We start from the raw sequence: 18,067 nt of genomic DNA on the forward strand, positions 1-18,067 counted from the left end.
CGTAATTTTTAATTGAGATATGTTTTTTGTTATTTGAAAATTTAAGAAGGTTGCTTATATTGCAGGTATGGAATCTATCATCAATTATTTCGAAACCATCCCCTCTTCGCACAGGAGTATCATCCTAGTATCTGGGATTACTTTTTTTTGGTTACTGGAATATGCCGTGCCCTTATTTCGGTTCAATTATAAGAAGGTTAAGCACGGGAGCATCAATATATTTTTTACGTTTACCACCATCATTGTCAACTTTGTCTTAGCCTTTGTATTATTGAAGACTAGTGATTGGACCGTGGCTCATAATTTTGGGATCCTCAATTGGGTTGGTGGCATGCCCTTATGGGGTAAAATAATTCTGGGAGTGGTATTATTGGATTTTATAGGGGCTTGGTTTGCCCATTGGATTCAGCACAAGATAAAAGTACTTTGGGGTTTTCACCTGATTCATCATACGGACCAAGAGGTAGATACCACCACGGCCAATAGGCATCATCCGGGGGAGAGCGTTATTCGTTTTCTATTTACCTGTTTTGGGGTGATCATAGTAGGGGCGCCCATAGGTATTATCATGTTGTACCAGTCCCTATCCGTAGTGTTTTCGCAATTCAACCATGCCAACATTACCTTGCCAAAGAAGGTGGACGATCTATTGAGTTATGTGATTGTTTCTCCCGATATGCACAAGGTGCACCATCACTATGTACTGCCGTATACGGATTCTAATTATGGGAACATTTTTTCTATCTGGGATCGACTTTTAGGGACGTTTACGAAATTACCCAATGAGGCTATTGTTTATGGTGTAAACACGCATCCCAATGCTGCGGACAATGCCAACATTGGTATTCTTTTAGGGGTTCCTTTTAAGAAAAAGAAAAAAATGGGAATTGAAACTACTTCCGTTAAGCTAGAGCAATAAACGCTCTAATTATATAACAGATATTTTATCCTAATTTTTCTAAAGGTATCCAAGTCGGCCTGCCATGTTTTTTTGATGTCCTGTTCGGTGAGCCCTGCCTCAATTTGTTGTTGCAACTTCTCCGTTCCCGAGTGTTTGGTAAAGGAATCGGTCAAGAAAAATGTATTCTTATCGGTGGTATTTTTATACGCATCTATCAACCAAGCCAAGGAAACCCTTTGTAGTTTTGGCGTGTTGGATAAGTCCTTGCCATAGCAAGTCTTCCCTTCCTCCTTAGGAGATTTGGATCCAAAGTTTGGCTTAGGCACATAGTTGAAAGTATAGGCCGAAGGTTTTAAAAAGGAAGCTCCATATCTTTGAAACTGGGATTCTGTGCCCCGCCCTGCATTGACGTTGGTTCCTTCAAAAAGCCCAAGACTAGGATAGAGGTTAATGCTCTTGTCATTAGGTAGATTAGGGGAAGGCCTTATAGGAAGGTGGTATTCGGTGTTGTGGGTATAGTTTTTTAAAGGGATCACGATGATGTCGGCCTTCAGTTTGCTATCTAACCATGCTTCGCCATTAAGCATTTGTGCGTATTCCCCAATGGTCATTCCATAGACTAACGGTATTGTGGTCATGCCCAAAAAGCTGGTTTGCTTGGCCTCCATAGTAGGGCCGTCCACATAACTAGCATTCGGATTTGGACGGTCCAAAATAATCAAAGGAATATTATTCTTGGCACAGGCCTCCATTACCAATTGTAAGGTGGCTATATAGGTATAGAATCGCACCCCCACATCCTGGATATCAAAAAGCACCACATCTAAACCTTGTAGTTGCTCATCTGAGGGCTTTTTGTTTTTTCCGTAAAGGGATATTAAGGGCAAGCCCGTCTTGGTATCCAAACCGTCTTTCACTGCTTCCCCTGCATCTGCTTCTCCGCGGAATCCGTGTTCGGGCGCAAAGACCTTTTTAACATCTATCTGAAGGGATAAAAGAGAGTCTACCAAATGGATATGTCCTTCTTTTTTGAAGATAACACTAGTCTGGTTGCCCACTACGGCCACCTTTTTATTCTTGAGCAAGGGCAGGTATTCCTGAGTACGGTTAGCAGCCATGATCAAGGAATCTGTCAGGGGGGTGTGCTGCTCAACTAAAATGGGATCCTCTGTATTTTTGTGGGATGTCATTTTGTTTCCACAAGAAGAAAGTATCAAAACCCACAATAAAAATGTACTTTTGAAAATGGATAAAAACCCCATAGATTGAATTTAGAATTTTTTATTGCCAAGCGACTCATCAAGGGCAAAGAGCATAAAAGTAGTATTTCCGCACCAATTATAAAAATAGCAATTGTTGCTATTGCATTGGGGGTTATTATGATGCTGATTGCCATAGGAACAGGCGTAGGCCTCAAATATAAGATTCGTGAAAAAGTCGCCGCCTTCAATGGGCATATCCAAATATACAACTATGATAATAACACTTCCGATGTATCAGTAGTCCCCGTATCCTTAGAACAGGAATTTTATCCTGAATTTAAAGATATAGACGGCATTCACCATATACAGGCGGTGGCTAGTAAGGGTGGGATTATCAGAACAGAGGATACCTTTGAGGGAATCATTGCCAAAGGGGTAGGCAAGGATTACGATTGGGAGGTGTTCAAGGATTATTTGGTAACGGGTACCTTGCCTAAGTATACGGGGGAGTTAAATGATGAGGTGCTCATATCGCAAATTCTCGCCAGTAGATTACAGCTTAAGACCGGAGATTTCTTTTTCACTTTCTTCCTGAAGGATGATGACCCTTCCCAGATTCCCAACCAACGAAAGTTTAAAATAGTCGGAATCTATGACAGTGGTTTTGAGGAGTTCGATAGCAATTATATTTTTGTAGACCTGCGACACATCCAACGGATGAACAAATGGGAGAGTAACCAAGCAGGGAATTTTGAAGTATTTCTAAACAGTTTTGATGATATAGACCAAAAGACCAAAGAAATTTATGGAAAAACGGTCTCTAATTTAGATACTCAGAACATAAAGGACAAATACTATAAAATCTTTGAGTGGATAGGGCTGTTCGATTTTAATATCGCCCTTATTATAGGAATCATGGTAATTGTAGGCGGCATCAATATGATCACCGCTCTGTTGGTACTCATCTTGGAACGCACCCAAATGATTGGCATCCTAAAAGCGTTAGGATCTAACAATTGGAGCATTAGAAAAGTGTTTCTGTACAATGCTACCTATTTAATCGCTGTGGGCCTTTTCTGGGGTAATGTATTAGGCTTGGGATTGTTGTTAGCACAGGAGAAATATCGCGTGTTTAAATTTCCGAATCCTCAAGAATATTATATTGATTATATCCCCGTGCATATAGATGTGGTCACCGTGATCATTCTCAATGTAGGGGTTCTATTTCTTTGCCTTTTAATGCTCTTGATTCCTTCTTATATCATCACTAAAATATCCCCTGTAAAGGCTATTAAGTTCGAATAGGAAAGGCATCCAATATGCATTGTATAGCAAAATATATACTCCAAAAATTCATATTTTTTTAAAGAACGAAGGATCGTTTTCCTCATCAATGGACTAACCTTGTTTGCCTTTACTAAGGTGAGAAGTTGGTGAAAATCATCACAAAAAGCAGTAAAATTGTATCTTTGTTGCAATTATGGAATACGCAGAAAATATATTGGGAACCATCGGGAACACCCCTCTGGTAAAATTGAATAGATTAACGGCAGAACTACCTTGCTTGGTGCTAGCTAAATATGAGACCTTTAACCCGGGTAATTCTGTAAAGGACCGTATGGCCATCCAGATGGTTGCAGATGCGGAAGAGGCTGGAATACTAAAGCCAGGAGGTACCATCATAGAAGGTACTTCGGGAAATACCGGTATGGGCTTGGCTCTGGCAGCGGTGATAAAAGGTTATAAAATGATCTGTGTGATCAGTGACAAACAGTCTAAGGAAAAGGTAGACATCCTTAAGGCCATGGGCAGCGAAGTGCATGTTTGTCCTACCGATGTTGCTCCTGAGGATCCAAGAAGTTATTATTCCACCGCCAAAAGATTGGCTACAGAGATCCCCAATTCATGGTACGTAAACCAATATGACAATCCTTCCAATTGCAAGGCGCACTTTATGAGTACGGGTCCAGAAATTTGGGAACAGACAGATGGAAAAGTTACACATTTTGTAGTGGGTGTGGGTACCGGGGGGACCATTTCTGGGGTTGGTTCTTATTTGAAAATGAAGAACCCCAAAGTGAAGGTTTGGGGAATAGATACCTATGGCTCCGTATTCAAAAAATACCATGAGACAGGGATTTTTGACGAGAAAGAAATATATCCGTACAGCACCGAAGGCATTGGAGAGGATATTTTACCATTGAATGTTAATTTTGGGGTCATAGACGGGTTTACCAAAGTAACCGATAAGGACGCAGCAGTATATACCGCCAGATTAGCAAAAGAAGAAGCCATGTTCCTAGGAAATTCAGCAGGTGCCGCCGTAAAAGGTCTTCTCCAATTAAAGGAGCATTTCACCAAGGACGACGTGGTTGTAGTTTTGTTTCATGATCACGGTAGCCGATATGTGGGTAAAATGTTCAATGAGGATTGGATGAGAGAAAAAGGTTTTATAGATTAGTAGGGTATAAACCTTAATACCCTTCCCATGAAATTAAAATACGCTTTGAGCTTTCTGCTATGTTTCATATGCAGCTCGGTTATCTTTGGTCAAAAACTTTCCAAAACGGAGAAGAAAATTATAAAAAGTATAGAAACCAACAATACAGAAGCCATAGGTTTTCTGGAGAAGGTGGTGAACATTAATAGCGGTACCCTAAATGCAAAGGGAGTACAAGAAGTAGGCATGGTTTTTAAAGATGCCTTTGATCAGATTAATTTTAAGACCAATTGGATAGAAATGCCCCAAGAAATGAATAGGGGAGGGCACTTATTTGCAGAGACTTCAGGTAGCAAAGGAAAAAAATTGCTCCTTATTGGGCATTTGGATACGGTTTTTGAAGAGGACAGTCCGTTCCAGACCTTTGAAATGGTTAATGATAGTATTGCTCATGCCCCGGGAGGTAATGATATGAAGGGAGGGGATGTTATTCTTTTGTATGCCCTTAAGGCCTTGCATGACAATGGCCTTCTTAATAATTCCCAAATCATTGTAGCCTTTACCGGAGACGAAGAAAGTACAGGTAAGCCTTTGGATGTAAGCAGAAAGGATTTGATAGAAGCTGCAAAGCGGAGCGACATCGCCTTAAATTTTGAAACCTCCACAGGCTTTAATTATGCTACTGTAGCTAGAAGAGGATCTTCTGGATGGAAGGTAGAAGTTACAGGAAAAAGAGCACATTCCTCAGGAATCTTTAGTGAGAATACTGGGGCTGGTGCCATTTTTGAAATGTCACGGATCCTCAATGAATTTTATAACGAAGTAAAAGGGGAGGAGTTTTTAACCTTTAATCCGGGTACCTTATTGGGAGGCACCTTTGTTACCTATGATGATATGACTAGCAAGGGCACGACCTTTGGGAAAACCAACGTGGTAGCTCAATCGGCCATTGTTAACGGAGGTCTCCGTTTTATATCTGAAGAACAGAAAGAAAATGCCCGAGAAAAAATGAGGACTATTGTCGCCAATAATCTGCCACAGACTTCGGCAATTGTCAGTTTTGAGGATAGCTATCCCGCCATGGGTCCAACCCCCGGCAACCAACGTTTGTTAGAAGAGCTGAGTCAGGTGAGTGTAGATCTGGGGTATGGGAAAGTATTGGGTTATGACCCCGGAAAAAGGGGGGCGGCAGATATCTCCTTTGTGGCCGAATATGTAGATTGTTTGGATGGCCTAGGAGCTATGGGAAGTGGGGCACATACGCCACAGGAGAGCATAAACCTTAATACTATTCAAGAGCTTACTAAGCGAACTGCCATATTAATTTATAGACTTATCAATCAATAAGCGATGGAAAAATTAACTTCTGCTAATTGTGTGGTACATATAGATGCTGGGGAATTGGTGAGTTTCAAAATGGGCAGCTATGAGATTATACACCAAAAAGGTAATCCAGGGTGGCGCAATTCGGATACGGAAATGTTCCCTATAATTGGTCCGACAAACGAGGCCGGTTTTATGATAGAAACACAAAAGGGTACAGCGGTGCAAGATCAACACGGGCTTTTAAGAGAACTAGCCTATGAAGTGGTGGATGCATCAGAGTCAAAGGTTGTCTATCTTAAAACATATAGGGCGGGCACAGAGATAAAAAACTCAAAATTTCCAGCAAAATCGAGCGCAGCATTTTTAACCTGGCCCTATGATTTCAGCTTTGAAAAGACCTATGAACTCAAAGGAACTAATTTGGAAATTACCTTCACTATAGCAGGGGAGGAAGGCATGCCCTTTATGTTGGGCTACCACCCGGCTTTTTATTTGCACAGTGACAAACCCATTATAGATACGGGATTAAAAAAGATAAGCCTTGAGGATGTGTTGGCAGTTGGGAGTAGAGCCTTAGAGGTAAAGGACTGTTCTTCCATTACGTTGAATGATAAAAAGGGGTTCACCATAAAAACCAGAGGGTTCGGAAGTTTTATGTTATGGACAGAGGTCCCCAATATGGTCTGCATAGAGCCTATTACCTTTTATCCTTATGCGGTTATCCAACAACGTTTAGATACGGGGTTTCAGTTTTTGAGTAAGGAACCCAAAGTGTGTTCCGTAACCATTATTCCAGAGGATTAAATTTTATGAAAATTGTTCGTTCCCAAAAAATTACTCGGGCAGGAGTTAGTCATAATGAGGATAACAAGAAAAGAGTACTTTTGAACAAAGGGGCTATTTCATAACTGATGAATTTCAGTTCAGCAGTTTTTCTATCTGTACAATTTGTGAAAACCTAGACCCATAGTACCATGTAAGAGGTTTTTATAACCTAAAGGGCTGGGTAGAATGTGTGGTGAACCAAGAAAGGATCATTTTGGAAGAAGGGTATTTCCTCTTCATATCAATAGGCGAAATACATTTCCAATCTAATCCTTTTGAAGAAAATGTAGGATGGGTATATTACGGAATTGCCACAAATTGAATTTTAAAATATGCTATTCTAGCAAATGTCACTTTAGGCCCATCCTAAAAATGTTAATTTTGATCCATGCGTAAATTTTTCCCTTTTTTGGATTGGTTGCCAAAATACCAAAAGAAATTCTTTTCCAGTGACCTATTAGCGGGACTAACTGTTGGTGTAATCCTAATTCCTCAAGGAATGGCTTACGCTATGATTGCCGGCCTACCACCCGTTTATGGATTATATGCCTCTTTGTTTCCCATTCTAGTGTATGCCTTTTTAGGCACTTCTCGGCAGGTGGCTGTGGGCCCTGTGGCTATGGACTCTCTCTTGGTCGCGGCCGGATTGGGAGCTTTTGCTATAGCCACTATGGAAGAATACATTATAATGGCCGTATTTTTGGCTTTTATGGTAGGTGCAATTCAACTTACCTTGGGCTTTCTAAGGATGGGATTTCTCGTAAATTTCATGTCTAAACCCGTCATCAGCGGGTTTACATCGGCAGCTGCCCTGACCATTATCTTTAGTCAGTTAAAGCATTTATTGGGGGCTAATATTCCCAATAGTAACCAATTTCATCAAATGATTCTCAATGCATTTAACAACTTGGGTAGTACCAATATTTTTGATTTGGGTATTGGGGTAATTGGGATCTTAATTATTGTGCTTCTAAAACGATGGAACCAAAAGTTTCCCTCTGTCCTCTTAGTAGTGTTATTAGGAGGCTTCGCTGTTTACTTTTTAGGTCTGGAAAACTATGGTGTTAATGTGGTAGGGGTGGTACCCGAAGGTCTCCCATCTTTTCAACTCCCAGCTTTTGATTTGGATAAGGCCAAGGAAATTATTCCAATCGCCTTAGCTTTGGCCTTCGTGGGCTATTTAGAAACCATTTCTATTGGGAAGGCTTTAGAAGAAAAGAACAATCAGGAAACCATAGATGCCAACCAGGAATTAATTGCCTTAGGGACTTCTAACTTGGTTGGGTCTTTCTTTCAATCGTATCCTGTAACCTCAAGTTTTTCCCGATCTGCCATTAATGCGGAATCTGGGGCTAAAACAACAGTTGCTTCCTTATTTAGTGTCTTATTGGTGGTGATCACCCTGCTTTTTTTAACTCCTTTATTTTACTTTTTGCCTAATGCAGCCTTGGCATCCATTATTATGGTATCGGTCTTTGGACTTATAGATATCCCCTATCCTAAAAGTCTGTGGCAACATAGAAAGGATGAGTTTGGGGTGTTGGCCATTACCTTTTTGGTCACCTTGTTTGTGGGGATTAAAGAAGGAATATTAGTGGGAGTTTTAGTATCTTTATTAGTGATGGTTTATAGGACCTCTATGCCCCATTTTGCGGTATTAGGAAATATTAGGGGAACCGATTACTATAAGAATGTAGAGCGGTTTGGGGATGAGGTTGAAATAAGGGATGACATCTTGATTATCCGCTTTGACGCCCAACTGTATTTTGGGAATACCAATTATTTTAAGACCCAGCTTTTTAAACAGATAGATGCAAAAGGAGACGATCTGAAATTGGTGATTTTGAATGCAGAGGCAATTAATTATATAGATTCCACAGCGGCCAAGATGCTGGTGCATGTTATAACCGAAATCCATGCCCGAAATATTGAATTTTACATTGCCGGTGCCATTGGGCCTACCAGGGATATTATTTTTACCACGGGCATCATAGATGTATTGCATAAGGAGTGCCTTTTTGTAAAAATCAACGAAGCCGTGGAGTATTTTAATAATCCGGGCAATGTTTCCCTTTTGGGCAAAAATGTGGCCCATCAGAATAGAGTATTCGGTAACTAATGTTACTGTATGGGTGCATAGTAATCGCTAAATTTGTAGAAGAATAAAGCAATTAGGTAAAAAAACTTATACCAAAGGTGTGGGAATTAGATATAACTAAAGAGATTTAATTATGAAAATAGAACAGATTTATACAGGTTGTTTGGCCCAAGGAGCCTACTACATAGAGAGCAAGGGTGAGGTTGCCATTATAGATCCATTGCGAGAGGTAGAACCCTATATTAAAAGAGCTAAGGCTGATAAGGCCAAAATAAAGTATATTTTGGAAACCCATTTTCATGCAGATTTTGTGAGTGGTCACGTAACCTTATCAAAAGAAACAGGAGCACCCATTATTTATGGTCCTAATGCAAATCCATCTTTTGATGCCATTATAGCCAAAGATGGTCAGGAATTTAAATTGGGTGAAATTACTATTAAGGCATTGCACACCCCTGGGCATACTATGGAAAGCACCACTTATTTATTAAGGGATGAAAACGGCAAGGATCACGCTATATTCTCAGGGGACACTTTATTTTTAGGGGATGTGGGAAGACCGGACCTTGCGCAAAAAGCGGCAAATATGACTCAAGAGGATCTTGCCGGTCTTTTGTTTGATAGTTTGCGAAATAAAATTATGCCTCTGGCAAATGACGTTATCGTATATCCTGCACACGGAGCAGGTTCTGCCTGCGGTAAGAATATGATGAAGGAGACCGTAGATACACTAGGAAATCAAAAGAACATGAACTATGCCCTAAGGCCTGATATGACCAAGGCAGAGTTTGTAAAGGAGGTTACGGACGGACTTTTACCACCGCCTAAATACTTTCCATTGAATGTGAAGATGAATAAGGAAGGATATGAGGATATTTCGGAAGTCATAGAAAGGGGAACCATAGCACTTTCTCCTGATGATTTTGAAGAGGCTGCCAATGAAACCGAAGCTATTATTTTAGATGTAAGACATCAGGATGAATTTGTAAAGGGACATATTCCACAATCTATTTTTATTGGTATTGATGGAGGTTTTGCCCCATGGGTAGGTGCGCTAATCGCAGATGTAAAACAACCCATACTTTTAATCACTCCTGAAGGAAGGGAGGAGGAAACAGTGACAAGACTCTCACGAGTTGGTTTTGACGGCACCACGGGTTATTTAAAGGGTAGTTTTGAAGCTTGGAAAAAAGCAGGAAAGGACTATGATACTATAACCTCTATCCAAGCCGAAGAATTTAAAAAGTCTGAAGCAAAAACACAACCCCGCGTATTTGATGTGCGCAAAGAGAGTGAATACCAATCGGAGCATGTTTTAGATGCCGAAAATACGCCACTGGATTTCTTAAACAATCATATGGTCGAGTTTCCAAAAGAGGAAACATTTTACGTGCATTGTGCAGGAGGTTATCGCTCCGTAATTGCAGCTTCAATTTTAAAAAGTAGGGGTATACATAACCTCATTAATATTGATGGTGGTTTTGGAGCACTTAAAGAGGTTGGGGTTCCCGTATCCAACTTTGTGTGTCCTACAACCCTTTAATTTTATAATATCTCAATATAAGACCTCACCTTTTGATGGGGTTTTTTTTATGACTTGTTTCTACTAAATTAAATTAAATTTTATAAAAACTCTGTTTCACTGATTTATATCATTTGGTATAGACTAAGAACATACTAATTTTAGACCTGAACACTATAAATGAGAAACTATGAAATCTTTATTTCTCGAAAAATTTGTTATTGGGACATTACAGTTAATAGCCATTGCAAGCCTTGTTAACTTTTTAATATCTCTGATTCAATTCCTGAACGGATAAAGCTCAAGATCATGAAGACAAATATGGGTACTGTGGATAGATTAATACGATTTTCTTTGGCCTTTGCCATAGGTCTCCTTATTTATTACGGCTTTGTAGAGGGTGTAATATCTTACCTATTGTTAGCGGCCATCGGCGTTTTTGCTCTTACTAGTCTTATCGGATATTGTCCATTTTATGCCTTGTTCGGGTGGAATACTTTTAGCCATAGAAGTTAAAGTAGGAACATTTGGTTTTTTAACCTTTTACATCCAAATAAAAGGGAGGTATATTCTCTTTGAGTCCTTTTTATCCACTTCCTGTTAAATGTTTTTTATGCAAAGGTTCCTGGAGAGGTAGCTTCTTAACTTCACTAACTTTTTTAAATAAAGTTCAGCCTATCTAATTCATAATCATAGACAATAAGATCATAGTAAATAACAATGATTAGTGGTAAAATAGAACAATCAATTTCGGTTATATTTGTAGTAAAGCAGTGGTAATTTGTAGGTGTTAATAAAAACCTAATTTCGCTGTTATTTGTCTACTATATTTTCTTATATTAATCTAATGTATGTTGATTAAAATGATTAGAGATTTTATTGAAAGAATAGGGATCATGAATTGTATTATGCTCCTTTTAGTGTTATCCATAATAATTGTTTCGGAGTATCATTTTATGAAAGGAGATAAACTTGAAGGTATCTTTATCGCCTTTTGGGCACCAACCATTTTAGGTTTTATGAATTATTTAAAGCACAAAAAGTAATGGAACTTATTTACATATACTCCATTGTCGTGGGCATCATCTTTGTTGTCTGGCTCCTTTTTGTTATGAGGATGTATTCCAAATTGAAAAAATAATTCTTCTCCTAGATTTCTAACAAGTTTCTACAAGCTTTAGTGCGACTCAAATAATTCTAAGAGTGGAATAACATTCGTCGTATTTCTGCTTAAATAAGATTTAAGGATACGCTGTGTATCTAAATTATCATTTTGTGGGTTGATAAAGGCATCAATATCCTCTAATGAATTAATAACCTTTTCCTTTTCAATAAAACCATAACCGGCATACTTTCCATTTTTCAATAGTACAAAGGCGTCCTCCTCGGAATTCCTTCCTTTTTCCTTGATGATAATATCATCATTTTTGGCGATGATATGCGCTACCGCAGCTTTAACTTTTTCATTATAACTATCTATGGGCTCCTTTTCCCGACAGATACCTTCACATGTACTAATCTTATAATGGGAGCAAACAGGTACATTTTCTTGAAGATGACAGTATTTTGGACATAAGGAGAAATCCATACAAACTTGTTCTAGAAAAGCCCTGCTTTCGGTAATGGTATTAAAAGTCATTAAGGCATTAGGTGCAAGCTTAAGCTTGTTGAAACCCATATGTAAAATGCCGTTTCTATCCTCATAGGTGAAAATACCATATTGTTGGGTAGGTTTCTTTTGGGATTGGTTATAATGGGGGAAATGGTGTTTAATAGCAGCAGATTCCATCAAAAGAGCAAGTAGTTCACTTCCCGAAAGCTCAAAATCTATATGAGCTGTTTCCTGGCACATCACTATTTCTTTGGATGATTTGTCGTAGAAATGCCCCAATACCCGTTTTTTTATGTTATTGGCCTTGCCAACGTATATGATCTTCTCTTTGGCATTCTTAAAATAATAGACTCCACTGGAGGTAGGGAGGGAATCAAAATTCACCTTGGACAAAGCGGGAGGCAAGGTAGCTTCTTGAGAGCGAGAATTTAAAAATCCTTCAATAACAGGTTTCGCACCTTCTGTATGTAGCATGCGTTCCAAAAGGAGCACTGTGGCATGCGCATCACCCCTCGCCCTATGCCTATCAGAAAGAGGAATATTAAGGGAGGTGCAAAGTTTACCCAAACTATAGGAATGTAGTCCTGGGACCAATTTGCGAGACAACCGGACGGTGCAGAGTTTTTTACGGGTAAAGGATACCCCCAATTCTTGGAATTGATTTTTAATAATGTTGTAGTCAAAATTTACATTGTGGGCAACAAAAACGGTATCCTTAGTAATATCCAATATCCTTTCCGTGATCTCCGCTAACTTTGGTGCATGGCGAACCATGTGGTTGTCTATACCTGTTAAACCTGTTATAAAATAGGGAATCTCACATTCTGGGTTGACTAAAGAAGTAAATTCATCAAGTATAGAATCTCCATCGTATTTAAAAATGGCAATTTCCGTAATCCTATTTCCTTTTACGCCGTTTCCCGTGGTCTCTATATCAATAACCGTGTATAACATTCTAAATATTTCCCTAATGTAATTATGAGCCTATAAATTTAAAGGAAAATTACAAAGGCAGGGGTACCGTTTTAATTAAATAATTTGATGGTTAAAAAAGCTTAGATAATAGCGTTTTCTTTAGAGCATATTATGATGTAATTTTAAAGAATGAAAAGGGAGATCACGACATTTGAGGATATTAAATTTTTGGTGGATACTTTATTATACCAAGGTGCAGCAAGATGATCTTATCGGGGTTATTTTTAACAAAGTCATTGAAAATAATTGGGCAGAACATTTGGAGAAAATGTATAGGTTTTGGCAAACGCTTCTGCTAGGGGATCATACGTATTACGGAAGTCCGTTTGCACCACATGCCAAATTGCCCTTGCGCCAAGAACATTTTGATCGTTGGCTCCAATTGTTTACTACTATTTTAGATGACCATTTTTAAGGGAAAATGATGCGGATCATTTAAATTGAGTTGAGATGAAGCTCAAGCCTATTTCACTAACGGTTTTTATTCTATATATTTAGAAGCACAAAATGTAAAAAGTTAACTTTGGGATATGAAGTTTTTTAAAGAGAACAGCAATATTATCGATTTGCTTTCCAGTGCCATTTCCGAAGGAATAATTGTGGTAAATAGGAATCAACTCATCGTAGCCACCAATAACTCTGCCAACGAAATGTTTGGGTATAGCAAAGGTGCTTTACTTGGGAAACCATTAGATACCTTAATACCTCAAAAATTTCATCATAATCACGGTGGCCATTTTGCGGGCTTTATGCAGAAGAGCGGTAAACGCCAAATGGGACAGGGTCGCGATTTGTTTGGTATGCGAAAAAACGGCCAGGAATTCCCAGTAGAGGCTGGACTAAACCCTTTTGAAGTAGATGGTGTTATCTATGTGATGGCCCTAGTTATAGACATTACCGAAAGAAAACAACAAGAGCGGCAGATAAACGATCTCAATTCACAATTGGAGGCTAAAATAGAGCTGCGTACCAAAGAACTAAAAGATATAGTTTTAGAGCTTAGGGATGAGGTTACTTTAAGGAAAAAGGCAGAGAGTAAAGCCAATATGGCTCTTAAGAAAGAACGGGAACTCAATGATCTTAAAACAAAGTTCCTTTCTTTAGTATCTCATGAATTTAAAACCCCTTTGAGCAGTATCCTTACTTCTGCCACTTTGATATCCAAGTACCAACTTAGCGAACAACAGGCTAAGAGAGACAAACATCTGGATACTATTAAAAACAAGGTAAAATACCTAGATACTATTCTTACCGATTTTCTGTCTGTGGAACGACTGGAATCTGGGAAAGTAAATTATAAGTTTACCACCTTTCCGTTGAGTAAATTGGTAAACGAAGTAATTTATGATGCCAATATGTTGTTGAAAACAGGACAGAATATACATTATCCAGACAATATAGACGATGTGATCATAGATTTTGATGAGAAAATCCTTGAATTGATATTATCAAATCTTATTCATAATGCTATTAAATATTCTTCCGAACACTCACCCATAGATATTCAGGTGGAATATAATAAAAAAATGGTTACTTTGAAGGTCATAGATCAGGGCATGGGTATTCCAAAAGAAGAACAAAAATTTATTTTTAACCGGTATTTTAGGGCAGAAAATGCTTTGCTCACCCAAGGCACTGGAATAGGCTTAAATATAGTGAAAGGTCATTTGGAAAATCTTGGAGGATTTATAGAATTTACTAGCGAAGAAAATAAAGGCACAACTTTTAATATACAGCTACCCTTAACACGTAATAAAAATTAAGCATGAAAACTGTACTTTTAATCGAAGATGATTTGGCTTTACGGGAGAACACCCAAGAACTTTTGGAACTTGCCAGTTACAACGTTATTACAGCCCCCAATGGGAAATTAGGGATTCAATATGCCCTAAATAATATGCCTGATATTGTAGTATGTGATATTATGATGCCAGAAATAGATGGTTATGGTGTCTTAGAAGCCTTGACTTCCAATGAAAAGACCAATCAAATTCCTTTTATTTTCCTTTCTGCAAAGACAGAACACAAAGAAATAAGAAAAGGGATGGATTTGGGTGCCGATGATTATTTGACCAAACCTTTTGAAGAAGAAGATCTGTTTAGTGCCATAGAAAGTAGGTTGGCTAAAGCTCAGATTCTTGCTCAAATAGAGCATAAAAAAAATAAGAACTTATCTGATGATGAACATGAATTACGAAATTTAAATGAGCTTAAAAATTTCTTTGATGACAAAGGTGAACTATATTTTTTTAAAAATGGGGAAACCATTTACAAGGAAGGAGACCATTCCAATAAGATATATTTAAGTTTAAAGGGAGCTGTAAAATGTTATAAGATGGACAGCGATGGAAAGGAATTAGTAACTTCTCTGCATCCAGCCGATGATTTTTTGGGCTTTACCTCTTTTTTGGATAATATGCCTTACGAAGAATCTGCAGTTGCTGTTGAAGATGTTGAACTAGTAGGGGTATCTAAGGATTACTTGAAATCAATACTTCAAAAGAACAATCAAGTGTCGTTGGAATTAATGGGGTTGCTCTCCAAAAATCTATCAGAGATAAAACAGCAGTTGCTTCAAATGGCCTATAGTTCTGTTAGAAAAAAAACGGCACAGACACTTATGCAGTTTGCAAACCTATTAAACAAGTCAGGGGATAAGCCTATAAAGGTCTCTAGGAGTGATTTGGCCAGTGTGGCCGGAATTGCTACCGAAAGTCTTATTAGAACACTTTCCAGTTTTAAAAAGGAAGGTATCATAGATATAGAAGGAAGGAATATTAAGATTTTAGATCTCAATTTGTTACAGCAAATGAACTAATAGGACTTTAGGAAGTTTAACCTTATCTTTTTTCAACTAGTCATTCAAAACTGATTTTTGTCATATTAAAGGCGGCCTTGTACCAATACTTTTGTTTTTAATAAGTGTGTACAATGAAGAATATTTTAATTCCCACAGATTTCTCGGAAGATTCTTTGAATGCTGTAACCTATGCCTTGGAATTATTGAAAACTAGTCCTTGTAATTTTTATTTATTGCATGTACATGATATGAGCGGGTATGATTTTCAGGGATTGAATTATACAGCCTCCTCCGATGTTATTGTGGAAGATGTTATAGCTGTTGCCAAAAAGAAACTCTATGATTTTCTCAAGAAAGTTGTAAGCATGGCAAAAACCCAAAAGCATCAGTTCTATCCTTTATACGATCAGGGCTTTTTTATAGAGTCTGTAAGAAGAAATATAGAGGAAAGGAAAATTGATCTTATAGTCATGGGGACTAAAGGAACCTCAGGAGCCTTAGGGGATGTTATAGGTAGTAATACGGGAGATGTGATTACTAAAGTGAAATGTAATACTCTGGCGGTGCCTGTAAAGGCTACCTTTAGCAATCTGAAGGAAATAGCTTTCCCAACGGATTATAATATATTTTATTCTGCTAGGATTCTTTCCGCCCTTTCCCATCTTTTACAAACAAATAAGGCATATGTGAGGGTAATGCACGCCTCTAAATCGGGGCAGTTATTAACTGATTCCCAGATCAAGAACAAGGAATATTTGGAAGATTATTTAAACGAGACCTTTGAAAAAAAGAACAGTTTTCATTACATAACCAATAAGAATGTCACCGCAGCCGTACAGTGTTTTGTGGAAAGTAGAAATATAGACCTGTTGGTAATGGTAGCCAGGAATTTAAATTTCTTGCAGCAAATTGTGTTAAGTAACAAGGTGGAAAAAATAAGTTTCCACACTAAGGTTCCATTTTTGGTGATACACGATTAAATGTAAAGGCACAGCACTAAAATTCTAAAAACATTTTGAAATACTTAAAATAATCTTGCCAAAATAGCTACTTGTTGTGTGACTTTATGGTGGCTACTAACTCATTTTTCTGAAGCACCCCTGACTGCCTCCAGAGCTGTTTTCCATTTTTGAACAGTATCATGGTAGGTACTCCCCGGACTTGAAATTTTCCTGCTATTGCCTGATTTTTATCCACATCTATTTTGATGACCTTAATGCTGTCTCCCAACTCTTCCTTCACTTGTTTTAAAATGGGCACCAACATTTTACAGGGTCCGCACCAGTCGGCATAAAAATCGACTAATACAGGGGTATCGGATTTAATGATTTCGTTAAAACTACTCTTCATTTGTTCTGAATTTACCTAACAAGGTATTGTTTTACAATATAATTAAAACTGACTCTTATCATTCCTTAGGTTTCTTCACTTTTTTAGTAATACTGATATTTATCATAGATTATTTTTTGCATTGCCGGTACTTTTAAGAACACTTAAAACAGTAGCCTAAGTTATGAATCAAAGAATATTACTGCCGACGGATTTCTCAAAAAATGCCTTAAATGCCATTAGGTATGCTTTGGATATGTATGCTAATCAGCATTGTGAGTTCTATTTGTTGAACGTCTTTCAGGTAGATGGGTATTCTTTAGTTAATATGATGGTTCCAGAACCCGGCAATAGCACCTATGATGCGGCCAAGAAAGTATCCGAGGATCAGTTTCAAAAATTATTGGATATTTTGGAACTGCATAATACCAATACTAAACATACATATCATACCATTTCTAGCTATAATTCCCTCATTGACGCCATTAAGGATACCATTGCAAAAAAGGATATTGACCTAGTGATCATGGGTACCAAGGGATCTACTGGGGCCAAGGGTGTAATATTAGGCACCAATACCGTTGCGACGATGGAGGCAGTTACAGATTGTCCATTACTATCTGTCCCTGAGGATTTTAGGTTTTCACCACCATTAGAAATTGTATTTCCTACTGATTTTAAGACCAGTTATAAAAGAAGGGAGCTCAACCATTTATTGAATATCTCAAAAATGTATGAGACCCCCATTCGCATACTTCATATTTTAGAAGAGCACAAGTTGTCCAAAACTCAGGAGTTAAACAAAAAACTATTGGAAACTATTTTGGCAGCTACAAAATATAGTTTCCATACCCTAACGGACACAAAGGTTCATAAAGGGATTGGCTTTTTTACAGAAAGTAGGGACAGTGACATGATTGCATTTTTAAATAAAAAGCATAGTTTTTTTGGAATTATGTTCTCAAAACCTCTAGTAAAGGAAATCGGGTATCATGCAAAGATTCCAATTTTAGTACTTAATGATTATTCTAAATAAA

Annotated in this window: 16 protein-coding genes; 13 read left to right on the forward strand and 3 right to left on the reverse strand. The window is 38.1% G+C overall.

What is annotated here, in order from left to right; all coding sequences use genetic code 11:
* The first annotated feature begins 67 nt into the window (after positions 1 to 67).
* Positions 68 to 919 carry a sterol desaturase family protein gene (locus ABXZ36_RS04435; RefSeq protein ID WP_354614274.1) on the forward strand — a complete coding sequence of 284 codons (852 nt, stop codon included), beginning with the start codon at positions 68 to 70 and terminating at the stop codon, positions 917 to 919.
* 5 nt (positions 920 to 924) lie between these two features.
* On the opposite strand, the gene ABXZ36_RS04440 is transcribed toward ABXZ36_RS04435, so the two are convergent.
* Positions 925 to 2,163 (reverse strand): exo-beta-N-acetylmuramidase NamZ family protein, encoded by a 1,239-nt coding sequence (locus ABXZ36_RS04440; RefSeq protein WP_354614275.1) that lies wholly within the window; start codon positions 2,161 to 2,163, stop codon positions 925 to 927.
* A gap of 3 nt (positions 2,164 to 2,166) precedes the next feature.
* On the opposite strand from ABXZ36_RS04440, the gene ABXZ36_RS04445 reads away from it, so the two are divergent.
* From ABXZ36_RS04445 to ABXZ36_RS04475, 7 genes are all read left to right on the forward strand, one after another.
* The gene (locus ABXZ36_RS04445) at positions 2,167 to 3,408 is read left to right on the forward strand and encodes an ABC transporter permease (RefSeq protein ID WP_354614276.1); all 1,242 of its coding nucleotides are present in this window, start codon (positions 2,167 to 2,169) and stop codon (positions 3,406 to 3,408) included.
* Between the two features lie 175 nt (positions 3,409 to 3,583).
* Positions 3,584 to 4,564 (forward strand): PLP-dependent cysteine synthase family protein, encoded by a 981-nt coding sequence (locus ABXZ36_RS04450; protein ID WP_354614277.1) that lies wholly within the window; start codon positions 3,584 to 3,586, stop codon positions 4,562 to 4,564.
* A gap of 27 nt (positions 4,565 to 4,591) precedes the next feature.
* Complete coding sequence (locus tag ABXZ36_RS04455; protein ID WP_354614278.1) at positions 4,592 to 5,890, forward strand: M20/M25/M40 family metallo-hydrolase; 1,299 nt, start codon at positions 4,592 to 4,594, stop codon at positions 5,888 to 5,890.
* Positions 5,891 to 5,893: 3 nt separating this feature from the next.
* The gene (locus tag ABXZ36_RS04460) at positions 5,894 to 6,673 is read left to right on the forward strand and encodes an aldose 1-epimerase (RefSeq protein WP_354614279.1); all 780 of its coding nucleotides are present in this window, start codon (positions 5,894 to 5,896) and stop codon (positions 6,671 to 6,673) included.
* Positions 6,674 to 7,082: 409 nt separating this feature from the next.
* Positions 7,083 to 8,813 (forward strand): SulP family inorganic anion transporter, encoded by a 1,731-nt coding sequence (locus tag ABXZ36_RS04465; protein ID WP_354614280.1) that lies wholly within the window; start codon positions 7,083 to 7,085, stop codon positions 8,811 to 8,813.
* Positions 8,814 to 8,925: 112 nt separating this feature from the next.
* Positions 8,926 to 10,335: an MBL fold metallo-hydrolase gene (locus ABXZ36_RS04470; protein WP_354614281.1), complete on the forward strand. Its 1,410-nt coding sequence runs from the start codon at positions 8,926 to 8,928 to the stop codon at positions 10,333 to 10,335.
* A 288-nt stretch (positions 10,336 to 10,623) separates the two neighbouring features.
* Positions 10,624 to 10,830: a YgaP family membrane protein gene (locus tag ABXZ36_RS04475; RefSeq protein WP_354614282.1), complete on the forward strand. Its 207-nt coding sequence runs from the start codon at positions 10,624 to 10,626 to the stop codon at positions 10,828 to 10,830.
* A gap of 661 nt (positions 10,831 to 11,491) precedes the next feature.
* Here ABXZ36_RS04475 and ABXZ36_RS04480 read toward each other — a convergent pair.
* Positions 11,492 to 12,880, reverse strand: a complete 1,389-nt coding sequence (locus ABXZ36_RS04480; RefSeq protein WP_354614283.1) for an exonuclease domain-containing protein — start codon at positions 12,878 to 12,880, stop codon at positions 11,492 to 11,494.
* 172 nt (positions 12,881 to 13,052) lie between these two features.
* On the opposite strand from ABXZ36_RS04480, the gene ABXZ36_RS04485 reads away from it, so the two are divergent.
* The 4 genes from ABXZ36_RS04485 to ABXZ36_RS04500 all read left to right on the forward strand — a co-directional run bounded on the left by ABXZ36_RS04485 (position 13,053) and on the right by ABXZ36_RS04500 (position 16,681).
* The gene (locus tag ABXZ36_RS04485; protein WP_354614284.1) at positions 13,053 to 13,316 is read left to right on the forward strand and encodes a group III truncated hemoglobin; all 264 of its coding nucleotides are present in this window, start codon (positions 13,053 to 13,055) and stop codon (positions 13,314 to 13,316) included.
* Between the two features lie 115 nt (positions 13,317 to 13,431).
* Complete coding sequence (locus tag ABXZ36_RS04490; RefSeq protein WP_354614285.1) at positions 13,432 to 14,664, forward strand: PAS domain-containing sensor histidine kinase; 1,233 nt, start codon at positions 13,432 to 13,434, stop codon at positions 14,662 to 14,664.
* A 2-nt stretch (positions 14,665 to 14,666) separates the two neighbouring features.
* Entirely contained in the window at positions 14,667 to 15,719 is a 1,053-nt protein-coding gene (locus ABXZ36_RS04495; protein ID WP_354614286.1) for a response regulator, read from the forward strand.
* Between the two features lie 113 nt (positions 15,720 to 15,832).
* Positions 15,833 to 16,681, forward strand: coding sequence for a universal stress protein (locus ABXZ36_RS04500; protein WP_354614287.1), 849 nt, complete (start codon positions 15,833 to 15,835; stop codon positions 16,679 to 16,681).
* 67 nt (positions 16,682 to 16,748) lie between these two features.
* Here ABXZ36_RS04500 and trxA read toward each other — a convergent pair whose 3' ends face one another.
* Positions 16,749 to 17,051 (reverse strand): thioredoxin, encoded by a 303-nt coding sequence (trxA, locus tag ABXZ36_RS04505; protein ID WP_354614288.1) that lies wholly within the window; start codon positions 17,049 to 17,051, stop codon positions 16,749 to 16,751.
* A 163-nt stretch (positions 17,052 to 17,214) separates the two neighbouring features.
* Between trxA and ABXZ36_RS04510 the strand changes: the two genes are divergently transcribed.
* Positions 17,215 to 18,066: a universal stress protein gene (locus ABXZ36_RS04510; protein WP_354614289.1), complete on the forward strand. Its 852-nt coding sequence runs from the start codon at positions 17,215 to 17,217 to the stop codon at positions 18,064 to 18,066.
* Position 18,067 lies beyond the last annotated feature (1 nt).

It is taken from the genome of Sediminicola arcticus (assembly GCF_040566695.1).
Lineage (GTDB): Bacteria > Bacteroidota > Bacteroidia > Flavobacteriales > Flavobacteriaceae > Sediminicola > Sediminicola arcticus.